This window comes from Bacillus thuringiensis (assembly GCF_001595725.1).
GTDB classification, from domain to species: Bacteria; Bacillota; Bacilli; order Bacillales; family Bacillaceae_G; genus Bacillus_A; species Bacillus_A thuringiensis_K.
This window is the reverse complement of sequence record NZ_CP014282.1, coordinates 3,969,419-3,984,162: the sequence shown is the minus strand read 5'-3', so window position 1 is coordinate 3,984,162 and position 14,744 is coordinate 3,969,419. Positions and strand designations below refer to the sequence as shown.

Below are 14,744 nucleotides of genomic sequence, written 5' to 3'. Positions count from 1 at the left end.
TCGTAATTCCTTTTGGATCAAGTAGCGGAATGATAATCATTATCTAATTTCGTTGTCTTACAATCTATTCCCTCCTTATCTACATGATATCGTAAGAAAAAAGAAACAAACATTCGCCTTGAAAATTATTATGAGCGAAACAAAAGAGTTCAGCCTACCTTCTTGCCGAAGATGATAAAAAGCTCGCTTATGCGAGCTTTTTATCATCTTATTTCTTCATCTACATCCTACTATATGTATAATACCTTTCCCAGTAATCTTACAATAAACAATTATGTATTAGGAATTTACGAAAATACATTGCTGATATATGGTATATGGATATAAAATAAGAAAAGAATAATTTTTTTGGCAAATCTTACTGATGAAACTGTAGTATAATATATATTGTATTGTATGAAAAAGAGAGTTATTCTATATAAGTGTTTTATAGATAATGTGTAATCAGTCGTCAAAACATGAAGAATGTTGACTCCTGGTTTTTTATTTTTGTCGTAACAATGTTTCAGGAGGATGTCATGAAAAGAAGTACCGAGTTTCTAAAAAGTTTAGATGTAAAATTAATTTTAATTTTGTGTGCACTATGTGTGACGAGTATAGCTGCTATATATAGCAGTCAGCAAACGGGCCAGTATGGAGCTGCAAACTTTGCTATGAAACAAGGTGTTAACTACATAATTGGGATTGTATTGTTACTTCTTGTTGCAAGCATCGACTTAGATCAATTGCAAAAATTGTCTTGGCCACTTTATATTGCCGGGTTTGGTTCACTTATTCTTTTGAAAATACTACCGGTTTCCACCTTCACACCTGAAAAATTAGGTGCAAAAAGATGGTTCGTTTTTCCAGTACTTGGACAAATTCAGCCGTCTGAGTTTTTCAAAATTGCATTGCTTCTTGTAGTAGCAAGCATAGCTGTGAAACATAATGCGCAGTATATGGCAAGGACATTCCAAACGGATTTAAAATTAGTAGGTAAAATTATGCTAGTTTCTCTTCCTCCTATGGCTGTTGTATATAGCCAACCGGATACAGGTATGGTGTTCTTATATGCTGCTGCTATTGCATGTATTTTATTTATGTCAGGTATTCAAAAAAAATTGATAGCATTATGTACAGTTATTCCGGTGACCATATTATCTACATTAATATTTATTTTCTTTAAGTATCCAGATTTTTTCTATAATAAGTTAGTTACTTTACTAAAACCTCACCAACAGTCGCGTATTGTAGGTTGGTTAAATCCATTTGAAAATGCAGATCAAGGTTATCAAACACAGCAATCGATTTTAGCTGTAGGTAGTGGAGGAATGGAAGGCAAAGGGTTTGGGGGAGGAAGCGTCTATATCCCAGAGAAGCATACTGACTTTATTTTCGCTACAATTGCCGAAGAAGGTGGATTTATCGTAGCAGCCTTAGTTGTCTTCTTGTTCCTATTACTACTATATCGAACAATTATTATTGGTTATTCCGCTGATAATTTATTTGGTACATTATTATGCGCTGGATCAATCGGTATATTAACAGTTCAAATATTCCAAAACATCGGTATGATTGTTGGATTAATGCCTGTAAAAGGTATTGCATTACCTTTCTTATCGTATGGGGGAAGTTCCTTATTCTCGAATATGATTATGATGGGGCTCATACTATCGGTACGGAAAACTTATAAAAAATATATGTTTTCAGTTAAGTAAAAAAAGCTGGTTCGTTTTTAAACGAACAGCTTTTTTACATATATGCTCATAAACGTTGCAAACTAAACAGGATAGCAGTTTGAGACGGGTAAGGAGTGCAAAGTGATGCATATGCATATTTTTGAAGGAGCACGGCATCTTTCTAATAGTGAATGGGTTATTCGGGCTATTATAGCATACATATTTTTAATATTAGTTGCGAAAGCGATGGGCAAAGGTCTATCGCACAACTTCGTTTTTTAGATGTTGTATTAGTGTTATTGCTTGGTGGGAATATTTCTAACGCATTGTCTGATGAAAAAGTAGGGTTACTGGGATCGATGATTACAACGTTCATACTTGTTGTACTTCATATTATAAGCTCAGTTTTAATGCTGAAATGGGATAGATGGAGACGTTTTTTAGAGCCTGCACCTATTATTCTTATACACAATGGTTCCATTGATTGTAGCAATTTGAAAAAGGCGAGAATTACGGCGGAATATTTATTTTCGGAATTTCGTATGCGAAATGTGAGCGATATTCAAACGATTAAATTAGCATTATGGGAAGCAAACGGTGTCGTTTCTATATTTCGGTATCCAAAATATGAAGCAGTTTCGCGGCTTGATCTTAAAGTGGCGGGAAAAAAATCTCCAGTTTCTTTTGTATTAGTAAAGGATGGGAGGATACAGAAAGATGTTCTTGCATTATTAGGAAAAACAGAAGCGTGGGCGAGAGAATTGCTAGAGGAGAGTACAGAAGTCGAATCTATCATGTTAGCTACAATAGATGAATCACATAAAATAAATATTTTGTTAAAAAAATGAAAGATATACGCATTTTGTCGTTTCGTACATATGATACAATAGTGTGGACAACGAAAAAGGAGGCGATACGGTGGGATATGTAGAAGGATTACGAAAAATAGTTGGTCATCGCCCTTTAATTTTAGTTGGTGCTGTTGTACTCGTTATAAATGAAAATGGATATGTTTTATTACAGCAGCGGACAGAGCCGTACGGAAAATGGGGGCTACCTGGCGGGCTAATGGAGCTTAGTGAATCACCAGAAGAAACAGCTTATCGTGAAGTATATGAAGAGACAGGAATAAAAGTGAAGAATTTGCGACTAATCAATGTATTTTCTGGAGCGAACTACTTTACAAAATTAGCAAACGGTGATGAATTTCAATCTGTAACAACCGCCTATTATACGGATGAATACGAAGGGGATTTTGTTATGAATAAAGAAGAAGCAGTTCAGCTTAAATTCTTTTCACTAACAGAACTACCTGACTATATTGTAGGATCGCATAAAAAAATGATTGCTGAATATATGAAGATTATGGAAAAAAAGATATAATAATAGTGAAAGAAATACAAAAACACAGCTCTGGTTGGTAGTCCAGACGCATGATTTCATGTCAGTAACCTTCCCCTCCGGGATGTCCCGTATTTCTAATCTTTTAAAGGAGGGGCTGTCAATGGATTTGACAGTATATCACGATGGTCAATTTTTTGTTGGAATTATTACATGTAAAGAAAAAGGGAAATTGTATGGAGCGAGGTATATTTTTGGAGCGGAACCGTCAGATGAAGAAGTGCTTATGTTTGTGAATGGTTCAATTTTAGAGCATTTTCAGCACTTTGCAAAATGTGGTGTAGAAGTTAATGAAAAACAGCGTCCTAAAAACATAAAGCGTATCATACGACAAGCAGCAAAAGAAACAACTATTAAACGTTTTACTAAGGCGCAAGAGGCGATTAGTTTATCTTATGAATTGCATAAGCAAGAAAAGAAAGTGCAGTCTAAAGAGAAGCGAGAAGCTGAAAAAGAAAGAAGACGTTTAATTAAAGTACAAAAAGCAAAGCAAAAACATCGTGGTCATTAAAGAAAAGGTGTTAGAGCAAGAGCTCTAACACCTTTTCTATACTTAAATACAAGTAAACTTACTTGTATTTCATAAACATTAACTGGTAAGATACAAATAGGTAGTTTTAGAGGAGGGAAAAGAGTGATTAATTTTAACTTTTTTATGAATGATGTTGTCCGCCAAGCGCGTGAAGAGATTGTCTCTGCTGGATATACAGAATTGACGACGCCAGAAGCGGTAGAAGAAGCATTTAAAAGAAATGGAACAACACTTGTAATGGTAAACTCTGTATGTGGTTGTGCAGGTGGTATTGCTCGTCCTGCTGCTGCGCATTCCGTACATTATGATAAACGTCCTAACCACCTTGTAACGGTGTTTGCAGGTCAAGATAAAGAAGCGACAGCAAGAGCGCGTGAATATTTCGAAGGGTACCCACCTTCTTCTCCATCATTTGCTTTATTAAAAGATGGAAAAATTGTAACGATGGTAGAGCGTCATGAAATTGAAGGTCATGAACCGATGCAAGTTATTGCGAAACTACAATCGTATTTCGAAGAGAATTGTGAAGAACTATAAAAAATAAGAGAAAAAGCGGCACATCCACAATCAAGTGGATGTGCCGCTTTTTTATTTATATTAAAATTTCTGAGATATGCATAGTTATGTTGTTTTATGCATTTTTTTATACATAATAAACAGCGTTTGTATTGCTGTTTTATTTATTTTTATTTTATATATTGCATAAAAATAAAAGTGCTGATACAATACAAACATCGAATAAATATTCTATTAAACTTTTAAATATACATTATTAGGGGGAAGAAAGATGAAGAAGTTAGTATCAATATCGTTTGCACTTATTTTAATTGTAAGTATATTCAGCGCTTGTAGTAATGGGGAGTCGAAAGAAACAAAAGGAAATAAGAAAGTACTCGTAATGGGGACTTCAGCGGATTATAAACCATATGAATACGTGGAAGCTTCAAAAAGTGATGAAATTATTGGTTTTGATGTTGATGTTGCTAAATATATCGGAAAAGAACTTGGGTATGAAGTGAAAGTGAAAGATATGGATTTTGGTGGTTTATTAGCATCTCTTAGTTCAGGAAAAGTTGATTTCGTAATGGCAGGCATGACGCCAACTGCAGAGCGTAAAAATAATGTTGATTTTACAGATATTTATTTTGTTGCGAAAAATATGGTCGTTTCTAAAAAGGATTCTAACATTAAATCTGTAGAGGATTTAAAAGGGAAAAAAGTAGGAGTACAAACAGGGTCTATTCAAGAAGAGAAAGCAGCCGAATTTAAAAAACAAGTAGATTTCCAAGTTGAGGGACGTGACCGTATACCAGAAATCGTACAAGAAATTAAAGCTGGTCGTTTTGAGGCTGCAATTATAGAAGACACAGTTGCTAAAAATTATTTAGAGAAAATGAAAGATTTACAAGGAATTGAAATTAAAGAAGCACCAGAAGAAGTTGGAGCAGCAATTGCCCTTCCGAAAAACAGTGATAAAACAGCTGAATTTAATAAAGTAATTAAAAAAATGCAAGAAAATGGAGAAATGGATAAATTAGTGAAGAAATGGTTTGGCAGCGGAAAATAAGCTGCCTTTCACTTTTCTGTGAGGGGAATGAAAAGAATGAATTTAGATTTTTCGGCGATTACGCCTTCGATACCATATATACTAAAAGGTTTAGAAGTTACTTTGAAAATTGTAGCGGTATCAGCTTTAGCAGGATTTATTTTAGGAACGCTATTAGCACTTTGTAAAATTGTTAGAATACGAGCATTAAATATAGCAGCAGATTTTTATACATCAATTTTTCGTGGTACACCACTTGTATTGCAATTAATGATTATTTATTTCGGCGTCCCACAAATAATTGGTTATGAAATACCAGCATTCTTAGCAGCTGTACTTGCGTTTAGCTTGAATTCAGGTGCATACATGTCAGAAGTAATTCGTGCTGGTATTCAAGCGGTTGATAAAGGACAAACAGAAGCAGCAATGGCTTTAGGGATACCATACGGAAAAATGATGAGAAATATTATTTTCCCTCAAGCATTAAAAAATATATTACCAGCGCTTGTGAATGAATTTGCGACACTTACGAAAGAATCGGCTGTAGTAACAGTAATAGGCGCGACTGATTTAATGCGTCGTGCTTACATTGTAGGCGGTGAGACATTTAAATATCTTGAACCATTACTTTTTGTTGGACTGATTTATTATATGTTAGTCATTATTCTTACATTAGTCGGGAAGGCAATTGAAGGGAGAATGAAGAAAAGTGATTAAAATTGAAAACCTTCATAAATCATTTGGTAAAAACGAAGTATTAAAAGGAATTACAACAACGATTGAAAAAGGGGAAGTAGTTGCAATTATAGGACCTTCTGGATCAGGAAAATCAACATTTTTACGTTGTATGAATATGTTAGAAGCACCAACGGATGGTCACATTTGGATTGGAACGGAAGAAGTAACCAATCCGAAAACGAATGTTATGCATGTTCGTGAAAATGTCGGTATGGTATTTCAGCATTTTCACTTATTTCCTCATATGACTGTATTAGAAAATATTACGTATGCTCCTATCAATGTAAGAGGGGTAACGAAGCAAGAAGCTGAAAAGAAAGCTGAGAAACTTTTAGAAAAGGTTGGATTAGTAGATAAAAAAGATACGTATCCAAATCGTCTTTCGGGAGGACAAAAGCAACGTGTAGCAATTGCAAGAGCGTTAGCAATGGAACCGGAAGTTATGTTATTTGATGAACCGACATCGGCGCTAGATCCAGAGATGGTGAAAGAAGTGTTAGAAGTTATGAAATCGTTAGTTACGACAGGAATGACGATGGCTATCGTTACACATGAAATGGGTTTTGCAAAAGAAGTGGCAGATCGTGTTCTTTTCTTGGACGGAGGAAAGCTTGTAGAAGATAGTGCGCCAGAAGAATTTTTTGCAGCGCCGAAAAGTGAACGTGCGCAACAATTTTTACAAAAAATATTGTAATATGAAAAGGTTATGTGAATAATAAGTAGAAAAGGATGACATTGTGTCATCCTTTTTTTATACTAGCTGTAAATACGTTTATACATATAGGAGTAATGATATGTTTAAAATTGGATATCGTACAGTAAAAACAGCAATAGGGACAGGCGCGGCAGTTTTTATTGCTCAGTTATTAGGGTTAGAATTTTATAGTTCAGCAGGTATTTTAGTTATTTTATGTGTACAAAATACGAAGCGCAAATCGCTTCAAGTGTCGTTACATCGTTTTCTAGCGTGTGTATTATCAATGGTATTCGCGTTTTGTATTTTTGAAACGATAGGCTATACACCACTTGCAATTAGCATATTGTTACTTACATTTATTCCGACTGCAGTAATGCTTAAAATTCAAGAAGGTATTGTCACGAGTTCAGTTATTGTTATGCATCTATATTCATTGAAGCAAATTACATGGCTTATAGTTGGAAATGAAATTGCTATATTAACGATAGGGATTAGCGTGGCGTTATTAGTAAATATGTATATGCCAAGTAGTGAAAATAAGCTAAAAGAGTATCAGGATAAAATAGAGAGTAATTTTAAAACGATTTTGTTTGAAATGGTTGTGTATTTACGAAATCGAGAAAGTAGTTGGAGTGGAGCAGAACTCATTGAAACCGAGAATATGTTAAATGAAGCAAGGGATTTATCGTTTAAAAAACTTGAGAATGCATTTATGCGAGAAGATGATTATTACTATCGTTATTTTAATATGCGCATGCAACAATTCGAAATTTTAGAGCGAATGATACCACTAGCAGCTTCTTTATCGTGGACATATGAACAAGCTGACATGATTGCAGATGTTGTTGAAAACATTGGTAATGCTATTAGCCCTGAGAGTACTGGCGTTATTTCCTTAAGGCAGCTTCAAGAAATGAGGGAATTATTTAGAGACATGCCATTGCCAGTTACACGCGAAGAATTTGAGATACGTGCGAAACTTGTTCAACTTGTGTATGAAATGGAACAATTTTTACTCATTAAAAGTCGCTTTAAGGGAAAGGATAATATAAAAGAACTTATATAGAAGGTAGGAATTATCTATGCCGTATCTTCTCTCTATCATATTATGTCTTTCTTTATCGCCGATTTGGCCTCTTGGGGATAATCCACGTGCCGGAGATCCTTTTATTATTGTAAATAAAGCAACGAATAAATTAGCTTACATTGACGATGGAAAGATTCAAAAGGTTTTTCCAGTAGCGACAGGGAAAACGAATGAATTAACTCCAGAAGGAACTTTTGATGTTGTAATGAAAGCAAAGGATCCGTATTACATTGCGAAGGATATTCCAGGTGGATCGCCAAAAAATCCACTTGGGTCAAGGTGGATTGGATTTAATGCAAGAGGAACTGATGGAAGTAAATATGGAATACATGGAACAAACCAACCGAGTTCAATTGGAAAGTATATTTCACAAGGGTGTATAAGAATGAAGAAAAACGATGTGGAATATTTGTTTGATCGCATTCCAATTGGAACGAAAGTATGGATTGTGAAATCGAAAAAATCATTTCAGCAATTGGCAAAAGAAAAAGGAGCCGTTGCATATGAAAAAGCCAACGAAAAGGTTGGCTTTTTCTATTATAATAAGTTGTCTTGACATGTGTACATAACCGTGCGTTAATGAGAGTATAGAAAGATAAAATTAGATAAAGGGGTTGCTCATATGTACTTGAATCCGAAACTTTCATATATGCAGTTTTTTATGGGATTTCTATTTGTTATTACATTCATATTGGCAACTTTTAATATATGTTCTTATCTTGTAGCGATTGTATGTATGGCATTACTTAATCTCACTTTTGTTATTGGGGCATTTCAGCAGAAACAATATACAAGTTTTGTAATAGCACTTGTAATGTCATTTTCCTTTAGTATTGTAGCGATTGTGTTTTATATAAAATAAACCATCTCGATGTCGAGATGGTTTATTTTTTCATGTGTAAAAAGTAAAAAAAGGACGAACACATCGCCCTTTTTACCAAAACATACTCGCGCCAGCAAGTAATGTTGTTACAAGCATAGAAATTAGCATCACATAAACCATAATTTTTTGAGCTTTTTTATGCATCGTTATACCTCCTTGCAAATCAGTACAATTTCATTGTAACGAGAAATGAAATTATGGACAAGAGGAGAGTGAGGACAAAATTCGGGAGGGGATTGCAAAATATAACAGGAAATTTGAGTGTGTATAGAGAATATAGTTAAAGGGTATATTGTTAATTTTTAGTTGGGCAAGCTGAAGAATGGAGATACGATGATGAAAATATACGAAACAGATCGTTTATACTTAAGGGAAATTGATGAGTCGTATGCTGAAACAGTTCTTCAATATTACGACAGAAATCGTGAATTTTTAAAAGCTTGGGAAGAGTATAGACCGGATGATTTTTTTACGCTAGATTATCAAAAGAAAAAATTGCAAAAGGATAGAAAAGAGTTCGAAGAAGGGAAAATCATCAGACTATGGATTTTTAAAAAGGGTGATGATACGAAAATAATTGGGTGTATTTCATTTAATTTAATCGTTCGTGGCATTTATCAATCTTGTGTACTCAGTTATAAATTAGATAAAGCAGAGTTAAACAAAGGGTATACGACAGAAGCACTTAGAAAAGCGATTCAAGTTGCTTTTGAGGAATTTCAGTTACATCGTATAGAAGCTCCGATTATGCCTCGTAATTTAGCATCTATACAAGTAGTAACGAAGATAGGTTTTCAATATGAAGGCGTGTCTAGGAAGATGTTAATGGTAAATGGCGTGTGGGAAGATCATATGCGCTGGGTATTGTTAAATGAGTAATAGAAAGCAGATGGTTATCTAGACATGTAAACCATCTGTTTTTTGTCTTGTATTTCGAAACTTTTGCGAAATTCTGTTATAATTAATAGTGTTACATACATAATGGTAGTGCAGGAGGCGCAGTCTTATGATTAATCAAGAACGTTTAGTAAATGAATTTATGGAATTAGTACAAGTAGATTCTGAAACGAAATTTGAAGCAGAAATCTGCACAGTATTAACGAAGAAATTTACAGATTTAGGTGTAGAAGTATTTGAAGATGACACAATGGCTGTAACTGGTCATGGTGCAGGTAACTTAATTTGTACTTTACCAGCAACAAAAGAGGGTGTTGATACAATTTACTTTACTTCTCATATGGATACAGTAGTTCCTGGTAATGGAATTAAGCCTTCTATTAAAGATGGATATATCGTATCAGACGGTACAACAATTTTAGGTGCGGATGATAAAGCTGGATTAGCATCAATGTTCGAAGCAATCCGTGTTTTAAAAGAGAAAAATATCCCTCATGGTAAAATTGAATTTATTATTACAGTCGGAGAAGAATCAGGTCTTGTTGGTGCAAAAGCATTAGACCGTGAGCGTATTACAGCGAAATATGGCTACGCATTAGATAGCGATGGAAAAGTTGGTGAAATCGTTGTTGCAGCTCCAACACAAGCGAAAGTGAACGCAATTATTCGCGGGAAAACAGCTCACGCTGGTGTAGCGCCGGAGAAAGGTGTATCTGCAATTACTATCGCAGCGAAAGCAATTGCGAAGATGCCACTTGGTCGCATTGACTCTGAAACGACTGCAAATATTGGACGTTTTGAAGGTGGTACACAAACGAATATCGTTTGCGATCATGTACAAATCTTTGCAGAAGCTCGTTCTTTAATCAATGAGAAAATGGAAGCACAAGTTGCGAAAATGAAAGAAGCATTTGAAACAACTGCAAAAGAAATGGGCGGTCATGCAGACGTTGAAGTAAACGTTATGTACCCAGGATTTAAATTTGCTGATGGCGATCACGTTGTAGAAGTCGCAAAACGTGCAGCTGAAAAAATTGGTCGTACACCTTCTCTTCACCAAAGTGGTGGCGGAAGTGATGCAAACGTAATTGCAGGACATGGTATCCCAACAGTTAACTTAGCAGTTGGTTATGAAGAAATTCATACAACAAACGAGAAGATTCCTGTTGAAGAGTTAGCAAAAACAGCAGAATTAGTTGTTGCAATTATTGAAGAAGTAGCGAAGTAATGGAATAGAAAAAGCGTGTAAATCAATTGTGATTTACACGCTTTTTATTTTGACTCGATTGCTTTGACAAAACGTATAAGCCAATATAAGAAAACCTATGGAAGTATATACGTTGTTGCTACATATACTAGACGAGGGAATAATCCTAACGTATTCATATTGAAAATGGGAAGTAGTAAATAATTAATTGCAATGATTAATATAACAAAAAGGAATGTATAGTTGAGTTTATCCCGCTATTTGCCGGGCAGTAACACCCCTACCTCAAAATTCAGCGAAAGTAAAAAAGTTAGGTGGGGCCCTGCTGCCCGTAAAGGCCCGATTGGTGAGGGCTGATTAAACTTTCACTTTATTATATATCCTCTTTATATCGACTATAAAAAAGAACAAGTAATTATTATAACTATTGTGCAAAATTTGATATAATAAAAGAACGAACGTTCTGATTAGGAGTGAGTACTATGCGAGAAATGTATCCGAAAAATGGTCGTGTAATTTTACATGTAGATATGAATTGTTTTTTCGCATCTGTTGAAATTGCTCATGATCCATCATTACAAGGAAAGCCATTAGCGGTTGCTGGAAATGAAAAAGAGAGAAAAGGAATTATTATAACATGTAGTTATGAGGCGAGAGAATACGGAATACGTACGACGATGCCCCTTTGGGAAGCGAAAAGGTTATGCCCGCAATTAGTTGTAAGGCGTCCTAATTTCACATTATATCGCGAAGCTTCATTTCAAATGTTTCAAGTCATTTCTCGTTTTACAGAAAAGATACAACCAGTCTCAATAGATGAAGGATATTTAGATATTACAGATTGCTACGCACTTGGTTCGCCTCTTGAAATAGCAAAGATGATTCAACAAGCACTACTAACAGAGTTGCAGCTTCCGTGTAGTATCGGAATCGCTCCAAATCTTTTCCTAGCAAAAACAGCTTCTGATATGAAAAAACCTCTCGGTATTACCGTACTTCGAAAACGTGATATTCCAGAAATGATTTGGCCACTTCCAGTTGAAGCAATGCATGGGATTGGAGAAAAAACAGCTGAAAAATTAAATGAAATTCATATACATACAATTGAACAATTAGCGAAGGGAGACGAGCATATCATTCGCGCTAAAATTGGGAAGCACGGTATTGATTTACAAAAGCGTGCAAAAGGTACGGATGATAGGGAAGTGGATCCGAGTCAAATGGGCCAACATAAAAGTGTCGGTAACTCGATGACTTTTTCAAAGGATATGGATGAAGAGAAAGAATTACTTGATATGTTAGAACGGTTATCAAAATCAGTGAGTAAAAGATTACAAAAGCGAACCCTTGTCAGCTATAATATTCAAATTATGATTAAATACCATGATAGGCGAACAGTAACACGGAGTAAGCAATTGAAAAATGCAATTTGGGAGGAACGTGATATTTTTCAAGCAGCATCCCGTTTATGGAAGCAACATTGGGATGGTGATTCCGTTCGTTTACTAGGTGTTACAGCTACTGAAATAGAGTGGAAGACAGAATCGGTGAAACAATTAGATTTGTTTTCATTTGAAGAGGATGCGAAAAAAGAACCACTACTTGCTGTCATTGATCAAATTAATGATAAGTATGGAACACCAATTTTACAACGAGGTAGTCAACTACTACGTAAGCAAGAGAAGTCGTTTCAACAAAAGTTAGAAAATAAGTTTATGTAGAAGGTGTCATGAAGTAGTAAAATCATGACACCTTTCCTATTATACAGGCACCAAGTGATGAGAATGGAATATAAATCCCGATTGCCATAATAAGCATGAATGTAATTAAGAGCCAGCTTACTTTGTTTACACCTTTATCAAAGCTTGTTTCTACACGCTTTCCAATTACCTTATTTGCTAAAGAGCGGAAATACGTATCGGTACTTGTTGAGATGCCAACAGCTTTTGCGCTACCACTTACAATATTTGTTCCCATGAAGCAAAGGTTTTCCGTATCGAGTGGATTGTAATTTTTTTCATGTTTTTCGGTAAGATATGCTTATTTTCTGTATGGTAGCAGTGTTCGTATTTTTCTACAGGAAGTGCTTCCCCTGTCAAAGAAGATTGATTAAAAAATAAATCTTTAATTGAAAATCAAAAATGGTTGTTTAATGAGCAGGAAGATTTATGTTCTCATGGAGAAATATATTTAAATGTGGCTGGAACGATTATTACGCGGACAGGTATGGATGAGGAATGGGGAATAAGTGAATCAGCTTTAGCTTTGTTACGAACTTTAGATAAAGAATATATTTGTGATATTGAAAATGAAGAGGGGCTTATTTTGCACGGATGTGGCACTATGTTAATGTTAGGATGCCCAATTTCAATTCATTGGACTATAAACCATATAGGTGAAAACGTGAGTTTAAAAGACTTTGTCAAAGTTATTTCTACTAATCAAAAGGCTATATACTATGAAGGACTTCATATAGAATTGAATGAAAATGAATATAGAAAACAAATTGTTTCTTTTGCACTACAAGCAAAAGAATTATTTAATAAATCAAGTGAAAAGATAATTTCAAATGAGTTTGAGCGAAGTATGTATACCGACTTTTGGACGGAATATGATTATTTGTTAAATAAGTATAAATAAAAAAAGCACTGTAACTAGTGCTTTTTTTATTATAGATTACGAGATTGTAGGGTTTTCAAAAATAACAATCTCTGAACTGTTTGTAGTTGAAACGCGTTGGGCGTAATATGTTAAAGCTGAAGAAATATATGCTGGTAACGTATCATTTGTATGTGATGTTGTATATTCATGGATTAATTCCTTTAAAGTTGTCCATTCTAATTGTGCTGGGTGATCAGACACGAAAGAACTTACCCAGCGATCAAATGAAGATGAAAAATCAGTTTGTAAACGAAATACTTCTTTCATAATAAAACGCTCCCTTAAAATGTAGTATAATTATTTTAACACAAAAAACGAACGATAGCTAAATTTTTTAAGTATAACGTTCGTGTTATATAGTTGTCTAGATGTTTCGTTATGTAAATTCAATTTGCCATTTGAAATAACATTCCGTAAGATGAGAGATAGAGTATATTTAGAGCTGGAGGAAAGAAAGTGGAATTTGTATTTTTAGGAACTGGTGCAGGTGTTCCTTCAAAAGGAAGGAACGTTTCAGCAATTGCTTTACAATTGTTAGAAGAACGAGGACAAACTTGGTTATTTGATTGTGGTGAGGCCACGCAACATCAAATATTACATACATCTGTACGTCCGCGCCGCATTGAAAAAATATTTATTACGCATTTACATGGCGATCATATTTTTGGGTTGCCTGGTTTATTAGGTAGCCGTTCATTTCAAGGAGGAACTACGCCTTTAACGGTGTATGGACCGAAAGGAATTAAACAATTTATTGAAGTGGCATTATCGGTAAGTACGACACATGTGAAATATCCACTTGAAGTTGTGGAGATAACAGAAGAAGGTACCGTATTTGAAGATAATGAATTTTATGTAGAAACGAAAAGATTGTCACACGGTATAGAATGCTTTGGATATCGTATTGTAGAGAAAGATATACAAGGTGCTCTTTTAGTTGATAAGTTGCTTGAGATGGGTGTGAAACCAGGTCCAATCTTTAAACGTTTAAAAGATGGTGAAGTAGTTGAATTAGAGGATGGCACGATATTAAATGGAAATGAGTTTATCGGCCCACCTCAAAAAGGAAGAATTATTACTATCTTAGGTGATACGCGATATTGCGAAGCGAGTAGGGAGCTTGCGCAAGATGCAGATGTACTTGTCCATGAAGCGACTTTCGCAGCAGAAGATGAGCAACAAGCGTATGATTATTTTCATTCTACATCTAAGCAAGCTGCGAGCATTGCACTTCAGGCAAATGCGAAGCGACTAATATTAACTCACATTAGTTCTCGCTATCAAGGAGATACATATAAGGAATTATTGAAAGAGGCTAGAGAGTTGTTTTCTAATACAGAAATAGCGACAGATTTGAAATCATTCCCAGTAGAAAAATGATAATTTCGTAAAAAATGGTAACGGCGGGTTACCATTTTTTTATGTCTAAAAAAATTT

At 34.9% G+C, this 14,744-nt stretch carries 17 protein-coding genes and 2 pseudogenes; 16 read left to right on the top strand and 3 right to left on the bottom strand.

The annotated features are described in order from the left end of the window. Positions 1 to 518: 518 nt before the first annotated feature. From AXW78_RS19800 to AXW78_RS19750, 11 genes and pseudogenes are all read left to right on the top strand, one after another. Positions 519 to 1,697 carry an FtsW/RodA/SpoVE family cell cycle protein gene (locus AXW78_RS19800; protein WP_000831178.1) on the top strand — a complete coding sequence of 393 codons (1,179 nt, stop codon included), beginning with the start codon at positions 519 to 521 and terminating at the stop codon, positions 1,695 to 1,697. Positions 1,698 to 1,802: 105 nt separating this feature from the next. Further along, positions 1,803 to 2,506: pseudogene (locus AXW78_RS19795) on the top strand (DUF421 domain-containing protein). Between the two features lie 70 nt (positions 2,507 to 2,576). Next, complete coding sequence (locus AXW78_RS19790; RefSeq protein WP_061884557.1) at positions 2,577 to 3,041, top strand: NUDIX hydrolase; 465 nt, start codon at positions 2,577 to 2,579, stop codon at positions 3,039 to 3,041. Positions 3,042 to 3,162: 121 nt separating this feature from the next. Next, the gene (locus AXW78_RS19785) at positions 3,163 to 3,570 is read left to right on the top strand and encodes a YjdF family protein (protein ID WP_000366582.1); all 408 of its coding nucleotides are present in this window, start codon (positions 3,163 to 3,165) and stop codon (positions 3,568 to 3,570) included. Between the two features lie 144 nt (positions 3,571 to 3,714). Continuing rightward, positions 3,715 to 4,128 (top strand): BrxA/BrxB family bacilliredoxin, encoded by a 414-nt coding sequence (locus AXW78_RS19780; protein WP_001979317.1) that lies wholly within the window; start codon positions 3,715 to 3,717, stop codon positions 4,126 to 4,128. A gap of 250 nt (positions 4,129 to 4,378) precedes the next feature. After that, positions 4,379 to 5,158 carry a transporter substrate-binding domain-containing protein gene (locus tag AXW78_RS19775; protein ID WP_000737679.1) on the top strand — a complete coding sequence of 260 codons (780 nt, stop codon included), beginning with the start codon at positions 4,379 to 4,381 and terminating at the stop codon, positions 5,156 to 5,158. A gap of 36 nt (positions 5,159 to 5,194) precedes the next feature. Continuing rightward, entirely contained in the window at positions 5,195 to 5,854 is a 660-nt protein-coding gene (locus AXW78_RS19770; RefSeq protein ID WP_001046920.1) for an amino acid ABC transporter permease, read from the top strand. After that, positions 5,847 to 6,569: an amino acid ABC transporter ATP-binding protein gene (locus tag AXW78_RS19765; RefSeq protein WP_000590204.1), complete on the top strand. Its 723-nt coding sequence runs from the start codon at positions 5,847 to 5,849 to the stop codon at positions 6,567 to 6,569. Before AXW78_RS19770 ends, AXW78_RS19765 begins: the two co-directional genes overlap by 8 nt. Positions 6,570 to 6,669: 100 nt before the next feature. Beyond that, the gene (locus tag AXW78_RS19760; protein ID WP_061884556.1) at positions 6,670 to 7,638 is read left to right on the top strand and encodes an aromatic acid exporter family protein; all 969 of its coding nucleotides are present in this window, start codon (positions 6,670 to 6,672) and stop codon (positions 7,636 to 7,638) included. Positions 7,639 to 7,654: 16 nt separating this feature from the next. After that, positions 7,655 to 8,215, top strand: a complete 561-nt coding sequence (locus tag AXW78_RS19755) for a L,D-transpeptidase (protein ID WP_001146566.1) — start codon at positions 7,655 to 7,657, stop codon at positions 8,213 to 8,215. Between the two features lie 66 nt (positions 8,216 to 8,281). Further along, a complete protein-coding gene (locus tag AXW78_RS19750; RefSeq protein WP_000281167.1) occupies positions 8,282 to 8,521 on the top strand; it encodes a DUF3894 domain-containing protein in 240 nt (79 codons plus the stop codon). A 72-nt stretch (positions 8,522 to 8,593) separates the two neighbouring features. Here AXW78_RS19750 and prli42 read toward each other — a convergent pair whose 3' ends face one another. Next, positions 8,594 to 8,686 carry a stressosome-associated protein Prli42 gene (gene prli42, locus AXW78_RS32665; RefSeq protein ID WP_000549037.1) on the bottom strand — a complete coding sequence of 31 codons (93 nt, stop codon included), beginning with the start codon at positions 8,684 to 8,686 and terminating at the stop codon, positions 8,594 to 8,596. A gap of 189 nt (positions 8,687 to 8,875) precedes the next feature. On the opposite strand from prli42, the gene AXW78_RS19745 reads away from it, so the two are divergent. The 3 genes from AXW78_RS19745 to AXW78_RS19735 all read left to right on the top strand — a co-directional run bounded on the left by AXW78_RS19745 (position 8,876) and on the right by AXW78_RS19735 (position 12,367). Beyond that, positions 8,876 to 9,421: a GNAT family N-acetyltransferase gene (locus tag AXW78_RS19745; protein ID WP_033672813.1), complete on the top strand. Its 546-nt coding sequence runs from the start codon at positions 8,876 to 8,878 to the stop codon at positions 9,419 to 9,421. A gap of 127 nt (positions 9,422 to 9,548) precedes the next feature. Next, positions 9,549 to 10,667, top strand: a complete 1,119-nt coding sequence (locus AXW78_RS19740) for a tripeptidase T (RefSeq protein ID WP_000609824.1) — start codon at positions 9,549 to 9,551, stop codon at positions 10,665 to 10,667. 461 nt (positions 10,668 to 11,128) lie between these two features. Next, positions 11,129 to 12,367: a DNA polymerase IV gene (locus AXW78_RS19735; RefSeq protein ID WP_001208853.1), complete on the top strand. Its 1,239-nt coding sequence runs from the start codon at positions 11,129 to 11,131 to the stop codon at positions 12,365 to 12,367. Positions 12,368 to 12,449: 82 nt separating this feature from the next. Here AXW78_RS19735 and AXW78_RS33935 read toward each other — a convergent pair. Further along, positions 12,450 to 12,778: pseudogene (locus tag AXW78_RS33935) on the bottom strand (magnesium-translocating P-type ATPase); the annotation flags it as partial. Between AXW78_RS33935 and AXW78_RS19725 the strand changes: the two are divergent. Further along, a complete protein-coding gene (locus AXW78_RS19725; RefSeq protein WP_033672810.1) occupies positions 12,774 to 13,286 on the top strand; it encodes a hypothetical protein in 513 nt (170 codons plus the stop codon). The pseudogene AXW78_RS33935 and the gene AXW78_RS19725 overlap by 5 nt on opposite strands. 36 nt (positions 13,287 to 13,322) lie before the next feature. Here AXW78_RS19725 and AXW78_RS19720 read toward each other — a convergent pair whose 3' ends face one another. Next, a complete protein-coding gene (locus tag AXW78_RS19720) occupies positions 13,323 to 13,574 on the bottom strand; it encodes a DUF3932 family protein (protein WP_000665709.1) in 252 nt (83 codons plus the stop codon). Between the two features lie 189 nt (positions 13,575 to 13,763). On the opposite strand from AXW78_RS19720, the gene rnz reads away from it, so the two are divergent. Further along, positions 13,764 to 14,687, top strand: a complete 924-nt coding sequence (gene rnz, locus AXW78_RS19715; RefSeq protein ID WP_000397455.1) for a ribonuclease Z — start codon at positions 13,764 to 13,766, stop codon at positions 14,685 to 14,687. Positions 14,688 to 14,744 lie beyond the last annotated feature (57 nt).

Excerpts from the sequence above, each read along its gene's own strand:
- AXW78_RS19775 (WP_000737679.1), top strand. The coding sequence starts at position 4,379 with ATGAAGAAGTTAGTATCAATATCGTTTGCACTTATTTTAATTGTAAGT.
- AXW78_RS19735 (WP_001208853.1), top strand. The coding sequence starts at position 11,129 with ATGCGAGAAATGTATCCGAAAAATGGTCGTGTAATTTTACATGTAGAT.
- prli42 (WP_000549037.1), bottom strand. The coding sequence starts at position 8,686 with ATGCATAAAAAAGCTCAAAAAATTATGGTTTATGTGATGCTAATTTCT.
- AXW78_RS19720 (WP_000665709.1), bottom strand. The coding sequence starts at position 13,574 with ATGAAAGAAGTATTTCGTTTACAAACTGATTTTTCATCTTCATTTGAT.
- AXW78_RS19770 (WP_001046920.1), top strand. The coding sequence starts at position 5,195 with ATGAATTTAGATTTTTCGGCGATTACGCCTTCGATACCATATATACTA.
- AXW78_RS19800 (WP_000831178.1), top strand. The coding sequence starts at position 519 with ATGAAAAGAAGTACCGAGTTTCTAAAAAGTTTAGATGTAAAATTAATT.
- AXW78_RS19780 (WP_001979317.1), top strand. The coding sequence starts at position 3,715 with ATGAATGATGTTGTCCGCCAAGCGCGTGAAGAGATTGTCTCTGCTGGA.
- AXW78_RS19745 (WP_033672813.1), top strand. The coding sequence starts at position 8,876 with ATGATGAAAATATACGAAACAGATCGTTTATACTTAAGGGAAATTGAT.
- AXW78_RS19785 (WP_000366582.1), top strand. The coding sequence starts at position 3,163 with ATGGATTTGACAGTATATCACGATGGTCAATTTTTTGTTGGAATTATT.
- AXW78_RS19740 (WP_000609824.1), top strand. The coding sequence starts at position 9,549 with ATGATTAATCAAGAACGTTTAGTAAATGAATTTATGGAATTAGTACAA.
- AXW78_RS19750 (WP_000281167.1), top strand. The coding sequence starts at position 8,282 with ATGTACTTGAATCCGAAACTTTCATATATGCAGTTTTTTATGGGATTT.
- AXW78_RS19760 (WP_061884556.1), top strand. The coding sequence starts at position 6,670 with ATGTTTAAAATTGGATATCGTACAGTAAAAACAGCAATAGGGACAGGC.
- AXW78_RS19755 (WP_001146566.1), top strand. The coding sequence starts at position 7,655 with ATGCCGTATCTTCTCTCTATCATATTATGTCTTTCTTTATCGCCGATT.